Below are 17,818 nucleotides of genomic sequence, written 5' to 3'. Positions count from 1 at the left end.
GTAATGAAAATGGAAAAAGTAGTCATTGTTGATGCGGTACGCACGCCAATGGGCCGCTCCAAAGGCGGCGCGTTTCGTCAGGTTCGCGCGGAAGATCTGTCGGCGCATTTGATGCGCGAATTGCTGAGCCGCAACCCGATGGTCGATCCCGCCACACTGGATGACATTATCTGGGGCTGCGTGCAGCAGACGCTGGAGCAAGGCTTCAACATTGCACGTAACGCCGCGCTGCTGGCGGAGATTCCGCATCGCGTGCCTGCCAGCACCGTCAACCGTCTGTGCGGTTCCTCGATGCAGGCGCTGCACGATGCGGCGCGCGCCATTATGGTTGGCGACGCGCATAGCTGTCTAATCGGCGGCGTAGAACATATGGGCCACGTGCCGATGAGTCACGGCGTGGATTTCCATCCTGGCCTGGGCCGCACGGTGGCGAAAGCGGCGGGCATGATGGGCTTAACCGCTGAGATGTTGGCCCGCATGCATCACATTACACGTGAGCAGCAGGATGCTTTTGCGCTGCGTTCACACCAGCGCGCCTGGGCGGCCACCCAACGCGGTGACTTCAAGCGTGAGATTGTGGCGACCTATGGCCACGACGCCGATGGCGTGTTGAAACGTTTTGATAGCGATGAAGTGATTCGCGAAGAGACCAGCCTCGAAGGATTGGCCGCGCTGCGCCCGGCATTCGATCCGGTTAACGGCACCGTGACCGCAGGCAGTTCCTCCGCGCTCTCCGATGGCGCGGCCGCGATGCTGATCATGAGCGAAAGTCGCGCGCGTGAGCTCGGCCTGACGCCGCGCGCGCGCATTCGCAGTATGGCGGTGGTGGGCTGCGATCCGTCCATCATGGGTTATGGCCCGGTTCCTGCCAGCAAACTGGCGCTAAAACGCGCCGGACTCAGCGTACAGGATATCGATTTGTTCGAATTCAACGAGGCTTTTGCCGCCCAGGCGCTGCCATGCATTAAGGACATGGGTTTGCTGGCGCAGCTGGATGAGAAAGTGAATTTGCATGGCGGCGCGATTGCGCTCGGTCATCCGCTGGGATGTTCCGGCGCGCGTATCAGTACCACGCTACTGAATCTGATGGAGCGTCGCGATGCGCAATTTGGTCTGGCAACCATGTGTATTGGCTTAGGCCAGGGCATCGCCACGGTGTTCGAACGGGTTTAATACGTTAATGTTGCACGTGTTCCCGCCCTAAAGGGCGGGCTTTTTTGCGCAATACATCGGTCGCCATGAATGGCGACCCTACATTTATTGAACGGGATATGCGCGAATTATCGCGTTCTGTTGATCATCAAATAAACGCAAACGCATCGCCGTACATCTGCGCTTCCAGCGCACCACGCTCGGCACAGAAGCGCTCACGCGCAATCTTCGCCATCTCAAAACGACCGGCAATGTAGATATCGTGCTCGCTCAGTGACGCGAAATCCTGCATCACCGCCGTCAGCACTGTGCCGCTGCGTCCGGTCCAGTCATCCGCCGGCTGTTCCACCACCGGAATCACTTTCAGGTTTGGATGCTTCACGGCCAGCGCATTCAACTCGTCCAGATCGTACAGATGCATCAATTCACGGCCGCCCCAGTAAATTGCAATCTCGCGATCGGGTTTCTGTGCCAGCGCGGTTAGCAAAATAGAACGCGCATAGGAGAATCCGGTGCCGCCCGCAATCAGAATGATAGGACGATCGCTCTCTTCGCGCAGCCAGGCATCACCATGCGGCATATCAACCGTAATCTGGCGGTCGTTCTTGATGCGATCCATCACGGCCATTGCATAGAGATTGAGATCCGATGCGCCGATGTGCAGTTCAATGATGTCCTTTTCCATCGGCGTGGACGCCAGTGAGAAGGGACGCTTGTCGCGTTCATCCATCACCACCATCAAATACTGTCCTGCGCGGAAGTTAAAATCCGCAGCCGGAATTAAACGGACGCGATAAACCGTATCCGTAATCGCTTCAACCGAAGTCACTTTGCAGCTTAACGTTGTCATGCGTTCCCTTTTTCTTCGGGTCTAATTGGTCTGCCGCCTTTAGCGCTGCGGCGGCTCGGCAAAGATAGCTAACTCATCCCAAATGGCGTCAATGCGCGCAGTCACCGCCGGATCTTTAACAATCGGCGTGCCCCACTCGCGCGTGGTTTCGCCTGGCCACTTATTAGTGGCATCAAGTCCCATCTTCGAACCTAAGCCAGAAACCGGCGAGGCGAAGTCGAGATAATCGATTGGCGTGTTCTCAACCAGCACCGTATCGCGCGCCGGATCCATGCGTGTGGTAATCGCCCAAATCACATCATTCCAGTCGCGCGCGTTGACGTCGTCATCGCACACAATCACAAACTTGGTGTACATGAACTGGCGCAGGAATGACCACACGCCGAACATCACGCGCTTGGCATGGCCGGCATACTGTTTCTTGATCGTGACGACCGCCAGGCGATAGGAGCAGCCTTCGGGCGGCAGATAGAAATCGACAATCTCCGGGAACTGCTTGATCAAAATCGGCACCAGCACTTCATTCAGCGCTACGCCCAACACCGCCGGTTCATCCGGTGGACGTCCGGTGTAGGTTGAATGATAAATCGGATTGCGACGTTGCGTTACGTGCGTCACGGTAAACACCGGGAAGCTGTCTACTTCATTGTAGTAGCCTGTGTGGTCGCCGTACGGACCTTCCGGCGCCAAATCACCTGGCTCAATGTAACCTTCCAGCACGATTTCCGCGCTGGCGGGTACTTCGAGTTCATTCGAAACGCACTTCACTACTTCAGTTTTGTTGCCGCGTAGCAAACCGGCAAAGGCGTATTCGGACAGCGTATCTGGCACCGGCGTCACCGCGCCGAGAATGGTGGCAGGATCGGCACCGAGCGCCACCGATACCGGGAAACGTTCGCCCGGATGTGCCTTGCACCACTCCTGGAAATCAAGTGCGCCGCCGCGATGCGACAGCCAACGCATAATCACGCGGTTTTTGCCGATCACCTGCTGGCGATAGATCCCAAGGTTTTGCCGCTCTTTATGCGGGCCGCGTGTGACGGTTAATCCCCACGTAATCAGCGGCGCAGCATCGCCCGGCCAGCATTTCATCACCGGGATGCGAGACAGGTCGACCTCATCACCGCTGAAAATCTCTTCCTGGCATGGCGCATTGCGCAGACGCTTGGTGGGCATGTTCAGCACTTGCTTGAACTGCGGCATTTTATCGAACAGATCGCGGAAGCCTTTCGGCGGTTCTGGCTCTTTCAGGAACGCCAGCAACTTACCGACTTCACGCAGCGCACTGACCTCTTCCTGGCCCATGCCCATCGCCACGCGCTTCGGTGTGCCAAACAGATTACACAGCACCGGCATGTCGTACCCTTTCGGGTTTTCGAACAGTAGCGCTGGGCCGCCGGCACGCAGCGTGCGATCGGCAATTTCCGTCATTTCTAACTCAGGATCAATCTCCTGAGTGATGCGCTTTAACTCGCCACGCTGTTCCAGCAACGCGAGGAAGTCTCGTAAATCCTGATATTTCATGCGGCTTTAGCTTTCCGGCCAGAGTGAAGCGCTATTATAGGGGCGTTTTACGCTGACATGTTGAGGTTTTGCGTCAGGCTGGCTGACATGAAAATGGCACCAGCGACTGAATCGCCAGTACATCGTGATAAGCAGCAATCGGCTCGCCGTGGCGGAACACTTTGAAGTCTTCGCCGCGCGCGCTGTGATAGCGCAGGCGATTCTCGCTCACGTGCAGGAAGCTGGCTTCGCGCAGTGCAATCACCGACTCATGAGGATTAACAGCACAGAACTCGGCCAGACGTTCATCGCGCGTTTCGCCCATATGGCCGCTGACGTGCGCATCAAGATAGTGCGGGTTGATCTGCACCGGGAACAAGCCAAGCGCAGGCAACACCACGCTGCTGCGTACCGGCATGTCATTGGTGGTGCGGATTGAAGGCGTTGCCACATTGCAACCGGCGCTCCAGCCAACATACGGCACATCACGCTCGCGTACCGCGCGTTGGATGGCGACGATCAGGCCGTGCTCATGCAGCATTTGATTGAGGAACCAGGTATTTCCGCCGCTCACCAAAATCAGTTCGGCTTGATCAATCGCCGCAACGGGCGATGCGAACTCGTGCACGGTGCGCACTTCAATGCCTAGTGACGCGGATAAATCCTGCGCACGCTGCGCATGATCGCCACGAATAATCGCATAGGGCACCAGCACAGCCGAGGTGATGCCGCGCTGAGCGATCATCGCGTGCAGCTGCGGGTGGGCGTAACTTAATAGCGGCGCATCGTCAGCCACTTTGCCGTTACTCAACAGGAACAGTTCCATCAGCCACTCCTTTTCAATCGAAAGATGGGGATGGAGTCTGATACAGATAGTCGTCAGCCGTCAATTTTCTTGCAAGAAAGCGTTAAGAAGCCGCATCAATCGGAAAAATCGTAGTGAAATTGTTTTCAACACCCTGTTTCCCATCGCCGATGCGCTATAACTCTGACAACTGATTTGATATTCTTAGCGTCCATTATTTGGGAGCGGTTATGGAATCCTGGTACTTACTCTATTGCAAACGTGGACAACTATTGCGCGCGAAGGAGCATCTTGAGCGGCAAGAGGTGAATTGCCTCAGCCCAATGATCGCTTTGGAGAAGATTGTGCGCGGTAAACGCACCACCGTGAGTGAGCCGCTGTTCCCTAATTATCTGTTTATCGAGTTCGATCCCGAAGCGATTCACACCACCACCATCAGCAGCACGCGCGGCGTCAGCCACTTCGTGCGCTTTGGCACTATGCCGGCCACCGTTTCGCATGATGTGATCGAAGCCCTGCAAACCGACGCGCCGCAAATCGTTCTCGATCCGGAAACCCCGCAGAGCGGTGATGAAGTGATCATCACCGATGGCACCTTCGAAGGGCTCCGCGCGATTTTTGCCGAGCCAGATGGTGAAACGCGCTCCGTTCTGCTGCTCAACATGCTGAACAAACAGGTGATGCGTAGCGTCGATAACAAGCAGTTCCGTAAACTCTAAGCCAGTTTAAACAGCTGACGCGCATTAAGATTGACCTGCGCACCCAGCGCTTCTGCCTCTTCACCACGCCAGTTCGCCACTTGCTGCACAATATGCGGCAGGAAGCACGGCTCATTGCGGCGCGAAGTGGGACGCGGGTGCATATCGCGCGGCAGTAAATATGGCGCATCGGTTTCCAGTAACAGGCGCTCAGCGGGAATCAGCGGCAGCAATTCACGCAGTTCCATACCGCGACGTTCGTCGCACACCCAACCGGTAATCCCCACCGATAATCCCAGCGCCAGACACGCTTGCAACTCCTCACGCGTACCGGTAAAGCAATGCACCACCGCACCAACAAGTTTTGGCAGCCACGGCTTCAGTACTGCCACAAAACGATCGTGCGCTTCACGACAATGCAGAAATACCGGCAGTTGCAACTCTGCGGCCAACGCGAGCTGCGCATCAAAAGCATATTCCTGCTGATCGTGGGCAGAGAGATTGCGATTGAAATCCAGGCCGCATTCGCCAATCGCCACCACTTGCTCGCTTTCCGCCAGACGGCGTAAGGTATTCGCCGTTTCCGCCGACCATTCACTGGCATGGTGCGGATGGACGCCCGCCGTCGACCAGCAAAAGCCGGCATGTAATGCCGCCAGCTGACGCGCCTGCTGGCTTTCCAGCGCGTTGGTGCCGGTAATTAACAGGCCGGTGACGCCTGCTTCGCGCGCACGTTTCACAACCTGCTCGCGATCTTTTGCGAATTGCGTGCTGGTCAGGTTTACACCGATATCAAACATGTTTTCTCCCCAATAAAAAACCGCCCAACGGGGCGGTTTAGATTCATCTTCCCGCGCGCTGCGGGATGCCCTGCATTAAGGACATCAGGATTCGGTGTTCTGTTCCTCATCCGAAGACTGACGTCCTTTACCCACATAGTAGCGGGAGAAGAATACGCCGACTTCAAACAGGCAGTACATCGGAATAGCGAGCAAAGTTTGCGAGAAAACATCCGGCGGTGTGAGCAACATCCCAACTACGAACGCGCCAACCAGCATATAAGGCCGTTTCTTGCGCAGATCTTCCGGCGAGGTGATGCCCGTCCAGCACAGCAGCACAATCGCAATCGGCACCTCAAACGCCACACCAAATGCCATGAAAATCGTCATGACGAAGTCAAGATAGTTGGTGATATCGGTGGCGATGGTCACGCCCTGCGGCGCAGTTTTAGCGAAGAAGCCAAACGCCAGCGGGAACACGATAAAGTAAGCAAAGGCCACGCCGACATAAAACAGCAACGTACTGGAAAACAATAACGGCATCACCAGTTTACGCTCGTGGCGATACAACGCTGGCGCGACAAACGCCCACACCTGATACAAAATCACCGGCACGGCAAGAAATACCGAAACAATAATGGTGAGCTTGATAGGCGTGAAGAAGGGAGATGCAACGTCGGTGGCGATCATGCTCGCCCCGGCCGGCATCTGGCTGATCAACGGTGATGCAACCAAATGGTAAATATCATTCGCGAAGTAGACCAGACACAGAAAGATGACTAAAACAGCGATGATGCAATGCAACAAACGCTTGCGCAGCTCAATCAAATGGCTAATGAGCGGTTGGGTATCTTCAACGGCCATGTTTATCGTTCATCTTTTACGAGAGAAATCTTCGCGGTGCTTTGTGGAGCACTGGCGACAGGAGAATGTTCAGCGGCAGAAATTTCGTCAGTCGGCTGCGGAGTCTGTGCAGGCGCACTGGTTTGATGTTCTGCTGTAGCCGGTGTGACCGCTGGTGAAGTCACGGGCTGCACTGCTGCTGGCGGAGTCTGATGAATGGTGTTGGCTTCATCTTCCTCTTTTTCGATATCGATGCTCTGCTGAACCGAACGCTTCATAGAGTCGGCGGTTTTACGCAGTTCTTCCATCGACTCTTTCAGCTCAGGTGACAGCGTGCCACGGCCCGCTTCTTCCACCTTTTTCAGGCTGTCCTGCAGTTCTTGCAGTTTCAGTTCCTGCGCCAGTTCGTTTTGTACATTCGCGGCCAGCGAGCGAATGGCTCTAATCCAGCCGACGACGGTTTTCACCGCAACCGGTAATCGCTGCGGGCCAAGTACAATCAGCCCGATCACGAACACCAATACCAGTTCACTAAAACCAATGTCGAACACAGTTATACCTGCTTGTCGTTCCGGGCGTCGTCTTTAGTCGCCGTGGTTTGCTGTTTGTCTGCCAGAGTTTTGGCGTTGAAGTCAGCGTCCTGCTCTTTCGGTTGATCCTTTTTATCGTCTTCATCGCCCATGGCTTTTTTGAAGCCGCGGATGGAAGATCCTAAATCCGAACCCAGATTACGAAGTTTGTTGGTACCGAACAGAAGAACAACAATGACGGCAATGATTAACAATTGCCAAATACTGATACCGCCCATGAGATATGCCTCTAATATTCTGTGAAAAACTGTTGACTGTAACGCACAGAAAGCCCGTATGATTTCGGGCTTTAGCTTGCGACATTACGCGATTTGTACCAGGCAGACAATCAGTTTGTCTTGCGCCAGCCAATAAGCCAGGTGACGATGCCAGCGGCCATTAATAGCGCCGGGAAGAAATCCCAATCCGGTCGACTTAACAGCACGGCGGTGCCACTTAATAACAGTGTAGCGCCTACACCAAAGAGATAGCGCGCCTGATGATTGCGTGTTCGCTGTACATTTAAATCGGTGACGAGTTTATCGACACTGTGCTTCAATAATTTGTGCTGGCGCATGCTGTCGTAAAATAGCTCTGGCAACTCCGGCAGTTTTTCCGCCCAGTACGGTGCTTTCTCTTTCACCGCCCGCATGATCGCCGGGATACCAATCTGATCTTTGATCCAATCTTCGAGGAACGGCTTGGCGGTTTTCCACAGATCGAGCTGTGGATAAAGCTGGCGGCCAATCCCTTCGACATACAGCAGCGTCTTCTGCAGCAGCACCAACTGCGGCTGCACTTCCATATTAAAGCGGCGCGCGGTATTGAACAGGTTAAGCAGCACGTGACCAAACGAGATCTCGGCCAACGGCTTTTCGAAAATCGGTTCACACACGGTACGAATAGCAAACTCAAAATCTTCGACGTTCGTATCCAGCGGCACCCAACCTGAATCCACATGTAGCTCGGCCACTTTGCGATAATCGCGGTTGAAGAAGGCGATGAAGTTTTCTGCCAGATAGCGCTTATCTTCTTTGTTCAGCGAGCCGACGATACCGCAGTCAATGCCAATATATTGCGGATCTTCCGGATGATCATAGCTGACGAAAATATTGCCGGGATGCATGTCGGCATGGAAGAAGCTATCGCGGAACACCTGGGTAAAGAACACCTGCACACCGCGCTCTGCCAACAGTTTCATATTGACGCCGTGCTGCTCAAGCGTAGCGATATCCGAGATTGGAATGCCGTAAATGCGCTCCATCACCATCATCGTTTCACTGCAATAATCGGAGAACACTTCCGGCACATACAGCATGCGGCTTTGGTCGAAGTTACGGCGCAGCTGGATGGCATTCGCCGCTTCACGCAGCAAATTCAGCTCATCTATCAAAGTCTTTTCGTAATCACGCACGACTTCGAGCGGACGCAAGCGCCGTCCATCCGGCAGTAAACGCGGCACCCAACGCGCCAGACGATAAATCAGCCGCATGTCGGCTCTGATCACCGGCAGGATGTCGGGACGAATCACTTTGATCACCACCGCGCGGCCGTTGGACTTCAGCGTCGCGGTATGAACTTGCGCGATAGAGGCGGATGCCAGCGGTTTGATATCGAAATCTTCAAACCAGGTTTCCACCGGGCCGCCAATCGACTGTTCAATCTGCTGCTTAGCTTTGAAGCCATCAAACGGCGCAACGCGGTCCTGCAGCACGGCCAGTTCATCGGCAATCGCGGGCGGGAATAAATCGCGGCGTGTGGAAAGCATTTGGCCAAATTTGATCCACACCGGCCCCAGCTGCTCCATGGCTAAACGGATGCGCACGCCGGCGGAAGCCTCTTTGTGCTGATTAGGGATCCAGAAGATGCAGCGCCGCCACAAGCGTAAAAGCAGCGTGAAGCGCATGCGGGGAATCAGTTCATCAAGACCGTAGGTCAGAAAGATCTTGATGATAAAGTATAAGCGCCGAATTTCTCCCAGCGTCATTTCGCCTCCAGCTGTGCTAAACGCGTGTCAAACGCATTGAGCGAACGTTCTATCGCTTCCACTTCCTCGCAGAACCATGCCAGTTCCAGTGCGCCCGGCGCGACACGCCACTCTTCCGTCAGCACCTGCCCCAGATAATCCTGACGGCGAGTGAACTGCTGCTGCACGAATTGCAGCGCCTGCTGTGCGGCCTGGCTCACGCCTTGCGCGGCGATATCGCCAATCCACGGCGCCAGATATTCCGCCGGATCCAGCTCAGCGAGATCCATCAGCGCAGAGAATTGCTGTACCACCTGCAAATCGCCGTCTACCTCCAGTTCACCGCTACGAATCAAGCTGGTGAGCTGCTGGCGATCGCGCAATTTCGGCAACGTACTAACACGCAAGCTCACCGTACAGTCGCTGCTGTCTTGCCAATCACTCAACACATCAAGCTGGGATTCGCTAAACACCAGTACCAAAGGAAAATCGAGCTCTTGCAGACGCAGCATCAATACCTTGCCCGCCAGACGCTGGCGCGCGGCTTTCAGGCTGCGATCGCGATAGAGAACACGGTTCAGGGCGGTCTCAAGACCGCCGGTGATGAGAGGAGTTAAAGTCATGATGGATTAGAATTTAAATCCGCGGTGCAGCGCGACAATACCGCCAGTCATGTTGAAGTAGGTGGTATTTTCAAAACCTGCATCGTTCATCATCGCTTTCAGGGTTTCCTGATCGGGATGCATACGAATCGACTCCGCCAGATAGCGATAGCTTTCGGCATCTTGCGCCACCAGCTGACCAATACGCGGCAGAATGTGGAATGAATAGGTATCGTAAGCTTTGCTCAGCGGCTCCAGCAACGGCTTCGAGAACTCGAGCACCAGCAGACGTCCGCCCGGCTTAAGCACGCGGTACATTGATGCCAGCGCTTTCTCTTTTTCGGTCACGTTACGCAAGCCGAACGAAATAGTGATGCAATCGAAATAGTTATCCGGGAAAGGCAGCGCTTCGGCATTAGCCTGAACGTAGCTAACATTCCCTGACACGCCAAGATTACGCAGCTTTTCACGGCCCATCTTCAGCATGGAGCTGTTGATGTCTGCCAGCACAACCTGGCCGGTTTCGCCCACCAGACGTGAGAATTTTGCCGTCAGATCGCCGGTACCACCCGCCAGATCCAACACGCGCTGACCGCGGCGCACGCCGCTGCTGTCAATGGTAAAACGCTTCCAGACACGATGGATGCCAAACGACATCAAATCGTTCATCAGGTCATATTTTGCCGCGACGGAGTGAAACACGTCCGCGACTTTATCGGCCTTTTCGCTTTTCGCGACGGTCTGGAAGCCAAAATGGGTAGTTTCCTGCTGTGATTCATCTGCCATCGGTTTTACCTGTTCCACAAACAATTCTTGCCGAAGTGTATCAGAGTCGCGCTACACGAGCACGCGACCACCGTGCTATTCGTTGATGCGGCGCAGCGAGTCCGTTGTTGGATCTGCAACGTTTTCATCCTCAGTGCGATCGTCTGCCCACTCTTCATCCGCCTCTTCCGGCTGCGCCTGTTCGACCAATTGCGGATTGATCGTGCGTTTGATCTCTACGCCAAGTGAACGGAAGGCCTCACTTTGCGCAATCAGGTTGCCGCGCCCTTCAGACAATTTTTTCATCGCCTGATGATAACTTTGCTGCGCTTTGTCGAGATTGTGCCCAATGCCGCTCATGTCATCGACAAACAGCCGCATTTTGTCGTACAGCCGCGTTGCCCGGTCGGCGATGCGCTGCGCGTTGCGGCTTTGATGCTCATAACGCCAGAGATTGTTGATAGTACGCAGCGCCACCAGCAGCGTGGTGGGACTCACCAGCATGATGTTCTGCTGCAATGCCTCGCTGATCAGCTCAGGCTGACGATCAATCGCCAGCAGAAACGCCGGTTCCACCGGGATAAACATCAACACATAATCCAGCGATCGTAAACCGGGCAATTGTTGGTAATCTTTTCGGCTCAGCAAGCGGATGTGTCCGCGCATCGCGTTAACGTGCTCCTGAATTGCCTGCTCACGCGTGGCTTCATCATCGGCATTGAAATAGCGTTCGTAGGCAACCAGGGTCATTTTGGCGTCAATTACCACATCTTTGCCCTGCGGCAAGCGGACGATCACATCCGGCTGCATTCGACCCTGTTGCTCCAGCTGCACGCTAACCTGCGTTTGGTATTCGTAGCCTTCACGCAAACCAGAAGCTTCCAGCACACGTGCCAACACCACTTCGCCCCAGTTGCCCTGAATTTTATTGTCGCCCTTGAGCGCCTTGGTGAGATTAACCGCTTCCTGCGCCATCTGCGCGTTGAGTTGCTGCAACTGGCGAATTTCATGGGTCAGCGTATGCCGTTCACGTGCTTCCACGCCAAAACTATCGGTAACCTGACGGCGAAAACCGTCCAGTTGTTCCCGCAGCGGACCAATCAGGCTGTTCAGACTTTGACGATTTTGCTCATCAACACGCCGCCCGCTGTTTTCGAAGATACGGTTCGCCAGATTTTCAAACTGCGCGCTGAGACGCTGTTCGCTGTTGGTGAGCAGGCGCTGCTTCTCTTCAGCGCCGTAGCGCGTCTCTTCGAGGCGGATGGTCACTTCGCGCAATTCGGCTTCCTGCGCACTGTTCACTTCCAGCTGATTACGCAGCTCACGGCTGAGCTGTTCACTTTCTCCGCGCCAATAATCAAGCTGCTGCAAGCGTTCCTGCGCGCCGCTGAGCGCGCCGTGCAGTTGGCGCAGCTCCTGTTCGCGTTGCTGGATTTGCTGCTGTAGATGTTCGAGCTGCTGCTGCTGGCGCTGTTGCGCCTCTTCTAACAGGCGACGCTCGGTGGTGAAGCTGGCGTGCTGATGGCCGGCACGCAGTTGGGCTATGATCCAGCCAATGCCTAAACCGGCCAGCGCCAGCGCGCCGCTAATGATAAGTTGCTGATCCATAATCCCCCCGCGGATCGACTCGCTGAGGGAAAAGGTAGAGGTGTACTGTATGAATGTCCAGACTTAATTTACAGGGCTTTGACGGTCAGATCGCCAGCTTTCCATGCATCAATCAGGAAGAATGGCATTGGCAGCACCCATTCGGTTTCATTGTGGATTTTCGCGGGATAGGTCCAGCTTTTGCCGTCGTAGGTGATCTCAACCTGCTGCCAACCGTTTTCCACGTTCTCCACTTTACCGGCCATGCTGGCGAACCCCGCGTTGCTGCCAACATGGAAGCTGTCGGTTTTCCAACGAATCGGCTGATGTGTCGGCCACGGCTGTGCCTGATGGAAACGAAAAATATCGTCATGGCTCAATAGGCTTTCACGCACCGTCGGCCACAGCGCCACCTTAAGGAAGTACTGATCGGTGAAGCGTTCGCTGCCTTGATATTGCGCGATAAAGTCACGCATCTGCTGTTCAACATTGTGGAACACGCCGTGACAGCCGCCCCACATGCCTGCCAACAACAATTCGGTGTGCGAGAAGTAATCGCGCATATGATGGAACCAGTAGGGTGAATTCAGCCAGGCCTCTACCGCGACCACTTCGCGTTCAGACAGCAATGAATCCGCGTCACGTACGATATAACGTTTGACGCTGGCGTCGTCCATCACCAGAAAGCGCCATAGCGTTGGGAAGATGGTTTTCTCCTGCGACATATCCACCAGCTGCGTGTTGGGCTGCCGCAAGCGCTGCCAGACGTGCTGCGGCACGCTGTCGTCGAGATAGATGCGGCAGATCCAGTCAGGATAGAGTTCGCGCGCCACTTCGATGTTTTTAATCAGCGTTTCACAATAGCGTGGCTGACCGCCGTACAGGCTGAAAGAGATGATGTTTTCCGCGGGATTGCTGCGATTGATCGGTGAAGGTGCATCGGCCGGAAAGGCCACTTTCGTCCCTTTACTGAAAGTCACATCGGATTTCTGTAGCGACTCAAGACCATAACGCGCCACTTCATCCTCTTTATTCAACCAGCCGCAGACTTCGGTCAATCCATCCAGCCAGGTTTCCGACGCCTGCGCACGCAGGGCGGCCGGAGCCTGGTAGATCTTCTGGTAAATTTTATACGATTTTTTGTATTCGCCGACGCGCATTAGGGTTAACGCGTAGTCGCTAAGCACTTGCATATGATTGGGCAAGACGCGCAGCACTTCTTCGCAGCACTGACGCGCAAGAGGATAGTTATTGGCCGCCATCGCCTGGCGAAATCTCGCTGCTGCGCCCTCAACACGAGATTGCGAAGCAGCGGGATTGTTCATGAAGTTAGGACGTGAGACAGAAACCATTTTGCGCATAAGAAATTTCTCAGTAGCTGCTGAAATTGCGCGCATTCTAATCAGGAAATAGCGGAGTTCCTTATAAGTCTGGTCTCGAATTCATCCCTGACTGGCGCATTAAATTAAGCGACGCGCGGCTTCAACCACAATTTTCACCGCATCACTTTCGGTCTGCTTCATGGTCACGGCATCTGGGATCTCTTTTTGTGTACGGTTCACGATGACGCCAGCCACCATGCCGGCACGCAGTCCCTGACTGGCGCACATGGTTAATAGTGTAGCGGATTCCATCTCGTAGTTAAGAACGCCCATTTGCTGCCATTCATTCATTGAACCCTGGAAACGATTAACGACACGACCTGAGAAGGTGTCGTAGCGTTCCTGGCCTGGATAGAAAGTGTCAGAGGAGGCGGTAACACCAATGTGGGTTTTCGCACCGCAGGCTTCTGCTGCTGCCACCAGCGCGGTGGTGCAGGTGAAATCAGCCACGGCCGGGAATTCCATCGGCGCAAAATGCAGGCTGGCGCCATCAAGGCGTACCGATGCGGTGGTGACCAGCACATCGCCGACATTAATATGCGGCTGGATAGCGCCGGTGGTACCGACGCGCAGAAAAGTGCGTACACCAAGCTGCGCAAGCTCTTCAACCGCAATCGAGGTTGAAGGTCCGCCAATACCGGTAGAACAGACAACAACCGGTTTGCCATCAACTTCGGCAAGGTAAGTGGTGAATTCACGATGCGAAGCCAGATGCTGAGGATTGTCCATCAGCGCGGCGATTTTCTTCACACGCTCAGGATCGCCCGGCACGATGGCCAGGGTGGCTCCTTTCAAATCAGCTTTGGTGATACCAAGGTGGAAAACGTCAGACTGGGCCATAACAGACTCCTGATAGAGTGGGGATGTGCGCGCCACTCTACGTGAGCAGGCGGCATAAATATGTGACTCAATTCACCATCAATAATGAAACTTACATTATCAGAAAAATATTATGTGATTTACATCACACATTAGCGCTGTGCAATTCTGAATTGCTACAAGCGGTGCTGTGTAAGTGTTGGTGGCAATGTTAATAGAGAAGCTGCACACGTGAAAAAAAATCCCTCTGCACCCTACGTCAGCCTTGCTTTACTTCGCCAGGCTATAGTTACGTGATTGCGCATTTGCTAGCACGGAGAGAACCATGAAAACCGAAGACAATATGGCACAAAAAACGGCACCCGGCGGCTTTGCGCCTGCTGTTCAGCCCACCGCAAGCAGTACCATTATTACCGCCAGCGAGGCGATTCATGCTGGCGAGACTTCAGTTCCGAGCCAGGGCGAAAATCTGCCCGCCTATTATGCCCGTCCAAAAGAGTATCAAGGTACGTTGCCGGTGGTGTTAGTGGTGCAGGAAATTTTTGGGGTGCACGAACATATCCGCGATGTTTGCCGGCGTTTGGCACTGGAAGGTTATCTGGCGATCGCCCCTGAGCTCTATTTCCGCGAAGGCGATCCCAACGATTACCACGACATTCCCACGCTGTTCAAAGAGTTGGTGAGCAAGGTTCCGGATACGCAGGTACTGTCCGATCTTGATCATGTGGCTAACTGGGCGGCAAGTCATGGTGGCGATGCGCGTCGTCTGGCAATTACCGGTTTCTGCTGGGGCGGACGCATTAGCTGGCTGTTTGCCGCGCACAATCCGCAGGTGCGAGCCGCAGTGGCATGGTATGGCCGCTTAGACGGTGAGAAAACACTGAAGCAGCAGAAGCACCCGATTGATGTTGCGGTGGATCTGAATGCGCCGGTGCTGGGTCTTTACGGTGGGCAGGATGAGAGCATTCCACTGGAAAGTATCGATAAGATGCGTCAGGCGCTGCACGCCGCCAACGCCAAAGCGGAGATCGTGGTGTATCCGGATGCGGGACATGCTTTCAACGCGGATTATCGTGCAAGTTATCACGCCGATTCCGCCAAAGATGGCTGGCAACGCATGCTGGCGTGGTTCGCGCAATCTGGTGTAGCACCGAACGCGTAATAAAAAGGGGCGCATAGGCGCCCCAATCTCATGGGCGGCGACTAAGCCGTTTCACCCCGCAGGTTCTGCGCTGCTTTTACCATGTTTGCCAATGCCTGACGGGTTTCCGTCCAGCCACGGGTTTTCAGGCCACAATCCGGGTTAACCCACAGACGCTCCTCCGGAATGCTCTGCGCCGCTTTACGCAGCAACTCTTCCATCCACTCCACGCTCGGCACGTTCGGTGAGTGAATGTCATACACGCCCGGACCAATTTCATTGGGGTAATCGAACGCCTTAAAGGTATCCAGCAGATCCATATCGGAACGTGACGTTTCGATGGTGATGACGTCCGCATCCAGTGCGGCAATTGAATCCATGATGTCGTTGAACTCGCAGTAACACATGTGGGTGTGAATCTGCGTGTCATCCTGCGCCACTGCGGCATTGAGACGGAACGCATCCACCGCCCAGGTCAGATACGCGGCCCAATCGGACTGATGCAGTGGCAGGCCTTCACGCAGTGCCGGCTCATCAATCTGAATGATGCCGATACCGGCTTTTTCCAGATCCTCCACTTCGTCACGTAGTGCCAGCGCAATCTGTTTGGCGATGGTTTCACGGCTCACATCTTCACGCGGGAACGACCAGCAGAGAATGGTCACCGGACCGGTCAGCATGCCTTTAACCGGTTTATCGGTCAGCGACTGCGCGTACTTCGCCCACTCAACGGTGATCGCCCGTGGACGGCTTACGTCGCCAATGATAACCGGCGGTTTGACGCAGCGTGAACCATAGCTCTGCACCCAGCCGTTTTGGGTGAACACGAAGCCGTCGAGGTTTTCGCCGAAGTATTCAACCATGTCGTTACGTTCTGCTTCTCCGTGCACTAACACGTCGAGTCCTAAACGTTCCTGCTCAAAAATCGCCTGTTTGATGTGTTCAGCGATGCCGGTGCGGTAATTACCGCCATCAATGTTGCCTTTCTTAAAGTCGAGCCGCAGCCCACGAATTTCAGTGGTCTGCGGGAATGAACCGATGGTGGTGGTCGGCCATGCTGGCAGGTTGAAGCGCTGACGCTGCGCGTTCGCACGCTCGGTGTAGCTGCTGGCGCGTTCAGTGTCTTTGGTCTGGATTTTCGCCAGACGCTCGCCGACTGCAGCATTGTGAACGCGTGTTGAGTGGGCACGCGCACGAATCGGCGCACTCCACGCAACCAGCGAAGCCGCATCATTGTTGTTCAGCGCGTTGCTCAGCAGCGACAGCTCAGCACACTTCTGCAGGGCAAAAGCGAACCAGCTTTTCACTTCTTCATCAAGGCGGGTTTCCACGCTGAGATCGATTGGGCTATGAAGGAGTGAGCAAGAGGAGCCGATCCAAAGCTGTTTGCGCTGGCTGAGCAGCGGCTGCAAACGCTCAAACCAGCTGCTGAGATCCGCACGCCAGACGTTACGGCCGTTGATCACCCCAACAGACAGCAGCCAATCCGCGGGAATCTGCTGGTTCAACTGTTGGATGTCGTCTTTGCCATGAACCAGGTCAACGTGCAGACCTTGCACCGGCAGCGCTTTAATGACGTCAATGTTCTGGCCGATGCTGTCGAAATAGGCGGTGAGCAGCAGTTTAGTTTCGCCCTGCAGCGCGTCGTAAGCCGGTTTGTATGCAGCGCGCCACGCTTGTGGCAGCTCCAGCGCCAGTGCTGGCTCATCGATCTGCACCCATTCGATATCACGTTTTTTCAGTTCGGCCAGCACCTGTTGGTAAACCGGCAGAATGTCTTTGAGCAGTGACAGACGATCGAATGGCTCGCCTTTGACTTTACCCAGCCACAGATAGGTGAGCGGGCCGAGAAGCACCGGTTTAACCTTGTGGCCGAGCGCCAGCGCTTCGTCAACTTCATCCAGCAATTGGGGCCAGGTCAGTTTGAACTGCTGCCCTTGAGTGAATTCCGGCACCATGTAGTGATAATTGGTGTTAAACCATTTGGTCATTTCCGCCGCCGCCGCAGGTTCCCCGCTTGGTGCGCGGCCACGGCCGAGGCGGAATAGCGTATCGAGATCGACGGATCCATCTTTGTTCTGATGGCGTGCGGGCACGTTACCCAGCAGCAGGCTGGTGGTGAGAACGTGATCGTACCAGGCGAAGTCGCCAACCGGCAGCAGATCGATGCCCGCCTCTTTCTGCTGTTGCCAGTGACGGGCACGCAACTCGCGCCCCACCGCCAGCAGCGCTTCCTGTGAGCTGTTACCTGCCCAATAGCTTTCCTGTGCTTTCTTCAGTTCACGACGCAGACCGACGCGAGGGAAACCGAGTGTATGGTTCAGAATGGTCATTTTCTGTTCTCCAGATATTCTTGA

17 protein-coding genes are annotated in these 17,818 nt (G+C 54.9%); 3 read left to right on the top strand and 14 right to left on the bottom strand.

Annotated features, from left to right (window positions below; genetic code table 11):
• Positions 1-9 precede the first annotated feature (9 nt).
• Complete coding sequence (fadA, locus tag AC6I8K_RS01150) at positions 10-1,173, top strand: acetyl-CoA C-acyltransferase FadA (RefSeq protein WP_483816596.1); 1,164 nt, start codon at positions 10-12, stop codon at positions 1,171-1,173.
• 127 nt (positions 1,174-1,300) lie between these two features.
• On the opposite strand, the gene fre is transcribed toward fadA, so the two are convergent.
• From fre to pepE, 3 genes are all read right to left on the bottom strand, one after another.
• Positions 1,301-2,002, bottom strand: a complete 702-nt coding sequence (gene fre / locus AC6I8K_RS01145; RefSeq protein WP_483816595.1) for an NAD(P)H-flavin reductase — start codon at positions 2,000-2,002, stop codon at positions 1,301-1,303.
• Positions 2,003-2,041: 39 nt separating this feature from the next.
• Positions 2,042-3,526, bottom strand: coding sequence for a 4-hydroxy-3-polyprenylbenzoate decarboxylase (ubiD, locus tag AC6I8K_RS01140; protein ID WP_064738131.1), 1,485 nt, complete (start codon positions 3,524-3,526; stop codon positions 2,042-2,044).
• A 73-nt stretch (positions 3,527-3,599) separates the two neighbouring features.
• Positions 3,600-4,331 (bottom strand): dipeptidase PepE, encoded by a 732-nt coding sequence (pepE, locus tag AC6I8K_RS01135; protein ID WP_497826108.1) that lies wholly within the window; start codon positions 4,329-4,331, stop codon positions 3,600-3,602.
• A gap of 209 nt (positions 4,332-4,540) precedes the next feature.
• Here pepE and rfaH point away from each other — a divergent pair, with 209 nt between their 5' ends.
• The gene (rfaH, locus tag AC6I8K_RS01130; RefSeq protein WP_008105818.1) at positions 4,541-5,029 is read left to right on the top strand and encodes a transcription/translation regulatory transformer protein RfaH; all 489 of its coding nucleotides are present in this window, start codon (positions 4,541-4,543) and stop codon (positions 5,027-5,029) included.
• Here the strand turns inward: rfaH and tatD are convergent.
• The 10 genes from tatD to udp form a co-directional block, all read right to left on the bottom strand.
• The gene (tatD, locus tag AC6I8K_RS01125; protein ID WP_064738133.1) at positions 5,026-5,808 is read right to left on the bottom strand and encodes a 3'-5' ssDNA/RNA exonuclease TatD; all 783 of its coding nucleotides are present in this window, start codon (positions 5,806-5,808) and stop codon (positions 5,026-5,028) included. The genes rfaH and tatD overlap by 4 nt on opposite strands.
• Before the next feature lie 84 nt (positions 5,809-5,892).
• Positions 5,893-6,651 (bottom strand): Sec-independent protein translocase subunit TatC, encoded by a 759-nt coding sequence (gene tatC, locus AC6I8K_RS01120; protein ID WP_064738134.1) that lies wholly within the window; start codon positions 6,649-6,651, stop codon positions 5,893-5,895.
• Between the two features lie 2 nt (positions 6,652-6,653).
• Positions 6,654-7,181, bottom strand: a complete 528-nt coding sequence (gene tatB, locus AC6I8K_RS01115; protein WP_064738135.1) for a Sec-independent protein translocase protein TatB — start codon at positions 7,179-7,181, stop codon at positions 6,654-6,656.
• 2 nt (positions 7,182-7,183) lie between these two features.
• The gene (gene tatA, locus AC6I8K_RS01110; protein ID WP_008105810.1) at positions 7,184-7,438 is read right to left on the bottom strand and encodes a Sec-independent protein translocase subunit TatA; all 255 of its coding nucleotides are present in this window, start codon (positions 7,436-7,438) and stop codon (positions 7,184-7,186) included.
• A 110-nt stretch (positions 7,439-7,548) separates the two neighbouring features.
• Positions 7,549-9,186 (bottom strand): ubiquinone biosynthesis regulatory protein kinase UbiB, encoded by a 1,638-nt coding sequence (gene ubiB, locus AC6I8K_RS01105; RefSeq protein ID WP_483816594.1) that lies wholly within the window; start codon positions 9,184-9,186, stop codon positions 7,549-7,551.
• On the bottom strand, positions 9,183-9,788 hold the full coding sequence (gene ubiJ, locus AC6I8K_RS01100) for a ubiquinone biosynthesis protein UbiJ (protein WP_483816593.1): 606 nt from the start codon (positions 9,786-9,788) through the stop codon (positions 9,183-9,185). Before ubiJ ends, ubiB begins: the two co-directional genes overlap by 4 nt.
• 6 nt (positions 9,789-9,794) lie before the next feature.
• Complete coding sequence (gene ubiE / locus AC6I8K_RS01095; RefSeq protein ID WP_064738138.1) at positions 9,795-10,553, bottom strand: bifunctional demethylmenaquinone methyltransferase/2-methoxy-6-polyprenyl-1,4-benzoquinol methylase UbiE; 759 nt, start codon at positions 10,551-10,553, stop codon at positions 9,795-9,797.
• A gap of 75 nt (positions 10,554-10,628) precedes the next feature.
• Complete coding sequence (gene rmuC, locus AC6I8K_RS01090; protein WP_497826107.1) at positions 10,629-12,140, bottom strand: DNA recombination protein RmuC; 1,512 nt, start codon at positions 12,138-12,140, stop codon at positions 10,629-10,631.
• Between the two features lie 68 nt (positions 12,141-12,208).
• Positions 12,209-13,480, bottom strand: a complete 1,272-nt coding sequence (locus AC6I8K_RS01085; RefSeq protein WP_497826106.1) for a tetratricopeptide repeat protein — start codon at positions 13,478-13,480, stop codon at positions 12,209-12,211.
• 99 nt (positions 13,481-13,579) lie between these two features.
• Positions 13,580-14,341 (bottom strand): uridine phosphorylase, encoded by a 762-nt coding sequence (gene udp, locus AC6I8K_RS01080; protein WP_497826105.1) that lies wholly within the window; start codon positions 14,339-14,341, stop codon positions 13,580-13,582.
• A gap of 304 nt (positions 14,342-14,645) precedes the next feature.
• Between udp and AC6I8K_RS01075 the strand changes: the two genes are divergently transcribed.
• Positions 14,646-15,482: a dienelactone hydrolase family protein gene (locus AC6I8K_RS01075; RefSeq protein WP_483816589.1), complete on the top strand. Its 837-nt coding sequence runs from the start codon at positions 14,646-14,648 to the stop codon at positions 15,480-15,482.
• Between the two features lie 41 nt (positions 15,483-15,523).
• Here AC6I8K_RS01075 and metE read toward each other — a convergent pair whose 3' ends face one another.
• Positions 15,524-17,794 carry a 5-methyltetrahydropteroyltriglutamate--homocysteine S-methyltransferase gene (metE, locus tag AC6I8K_RS01070; RefSeq protein ID WP_497826104.1) on the bottom strand — a complete coding sequence of 757 codons (2,271 nt, stop codon included), beginning with the start codon at positions 17,792-17,794 and terminating at the stop codon, positions 15,524-15,526.
• Positions 17,795-17,818: the final 24 nt, after the last annotated feature.

This window comes from Pantoea sp. X-Soil-ISGK-421, from assembly GCF_059730785.1.
Note: the sequence above shows the minus strand (reverse complement) of the source record. Positions and strands in the feature narration are given on the sequence as shown.

What these genes read in the sequence shown, in the direction of transcription:
- fadA (WP_483816596.1), top strand. Translation starts at nt 10, where the DNA reads ATGGAAAAAGTAGTCATTGTTGATGCGGTACGCACGCCAATGGGCCGC.
- fre (WP_483816595.1), bottom strand. Translation starts at nt 2,002, where the DNA reads ATGACAACGTTAAGCTGCAAAGTGACTTCGGTTGAAGCGATTACGGAT.
- ubiD (WP_064738131.1), bottom strand. Translation starts at nt 3,526, where the DNA reads ATGAAATATCAGGATTTACGAGACTTCCTCGCGTTGCTGGAACAGCGT.
- pepE (WP_497826108.1), bottom strand. Translation starts at nt 4,331, where the DNA reads ATGGAACTGTTCCTGTTGAGTAACGGCAAAGTGGCTGACGATGCGCCG.
- rfaH (WP_008105818.1), top strand. Translation starts at nt 4,541, where the DNA reads ATGGAATCCTGGTACTTACTCTATTGCAAACGTGGACAACTATTGCGC.
- tatD (WP_064738133.1), bottom strand. Translation starts at nt 5,808, where the DNA reads ATGTTTGATATCGGTGTAAACCTGACCAGCACGCAATTCGCAAAAGAT.
- tatC (WP_064738134.1), bottom strand. Translation starts at nt 6,651, where the DNA reads ATGGCCGTTGAAGATACCCAACCGCTCATTAGCCATTTGATTGAGCTG.
- tatA (WP_008105810.1), bottom strand. Translation starts at nt 7,438, where the DNA reads ATGGGCGGTATCAGTATTTGGCAATTGTTAATCATTGCCGTCATTGTT.
- ubiB (WP_483816594.1), bottom strand. Translation starts at nt 9,186, where the DNA reads ATGACGCTGGGAGAAATTCGGCGCTTATACTTTATCATCAAGATCTTT.
- ubiJ (WP_483816593.1), bottom strand. Translation starts at nt 9,788, where the DNA reads ATGACTTTAACTCCTCTCATCACCGGCGGTCTTGAGACCGCCCTGAAC.
- ubiE (WP_064738138.1), bottom strand. Translation starts at nt 10,553, where the DNA reads ATGGCAGATGAATCACAGCAGGAAACTACCCATTTTGGCTTCCAGACC.
- rmuC (WP_497826107.1), bottom strand. Translation starts at nt 12,140, where the DNA reads ATGGATCAGCAACTTATCATTAGCGGCGCGCTGGCGCTGGCCGGTTTA.
- AC6I8K_RS01085 (WP_497826106.1), bottom strand. Translation starts at nt 13,480, where the DNA reads ATGCGCAAAATGGTTTCTGTCTCACGTCCTAACTTCATGAACAATCCC.
- udp (WP_497826105.1), bottom strand. Translation starts at nt 14,341, where the DNA reads ATGGCCCAGTCTGACGTTTTCCACCTTGGTATCACCAAAGCTGATTTG.
- AC6I8K_RS01075 (WP_483816589.1), top strand. Translation starts at nt 14,646, where the DNA reads ATGAAAACCGAAGACAATATGGCACAAAAAACGGCACCCGGCGGCTTT.
- metE (WP_497826104.1), bottom strand. Translation starts at nt 17,794, where the DNA reads ATGACCATTCTGAACCATACACTCGGTTTCCCTCGCGTCGGTCTGCGT.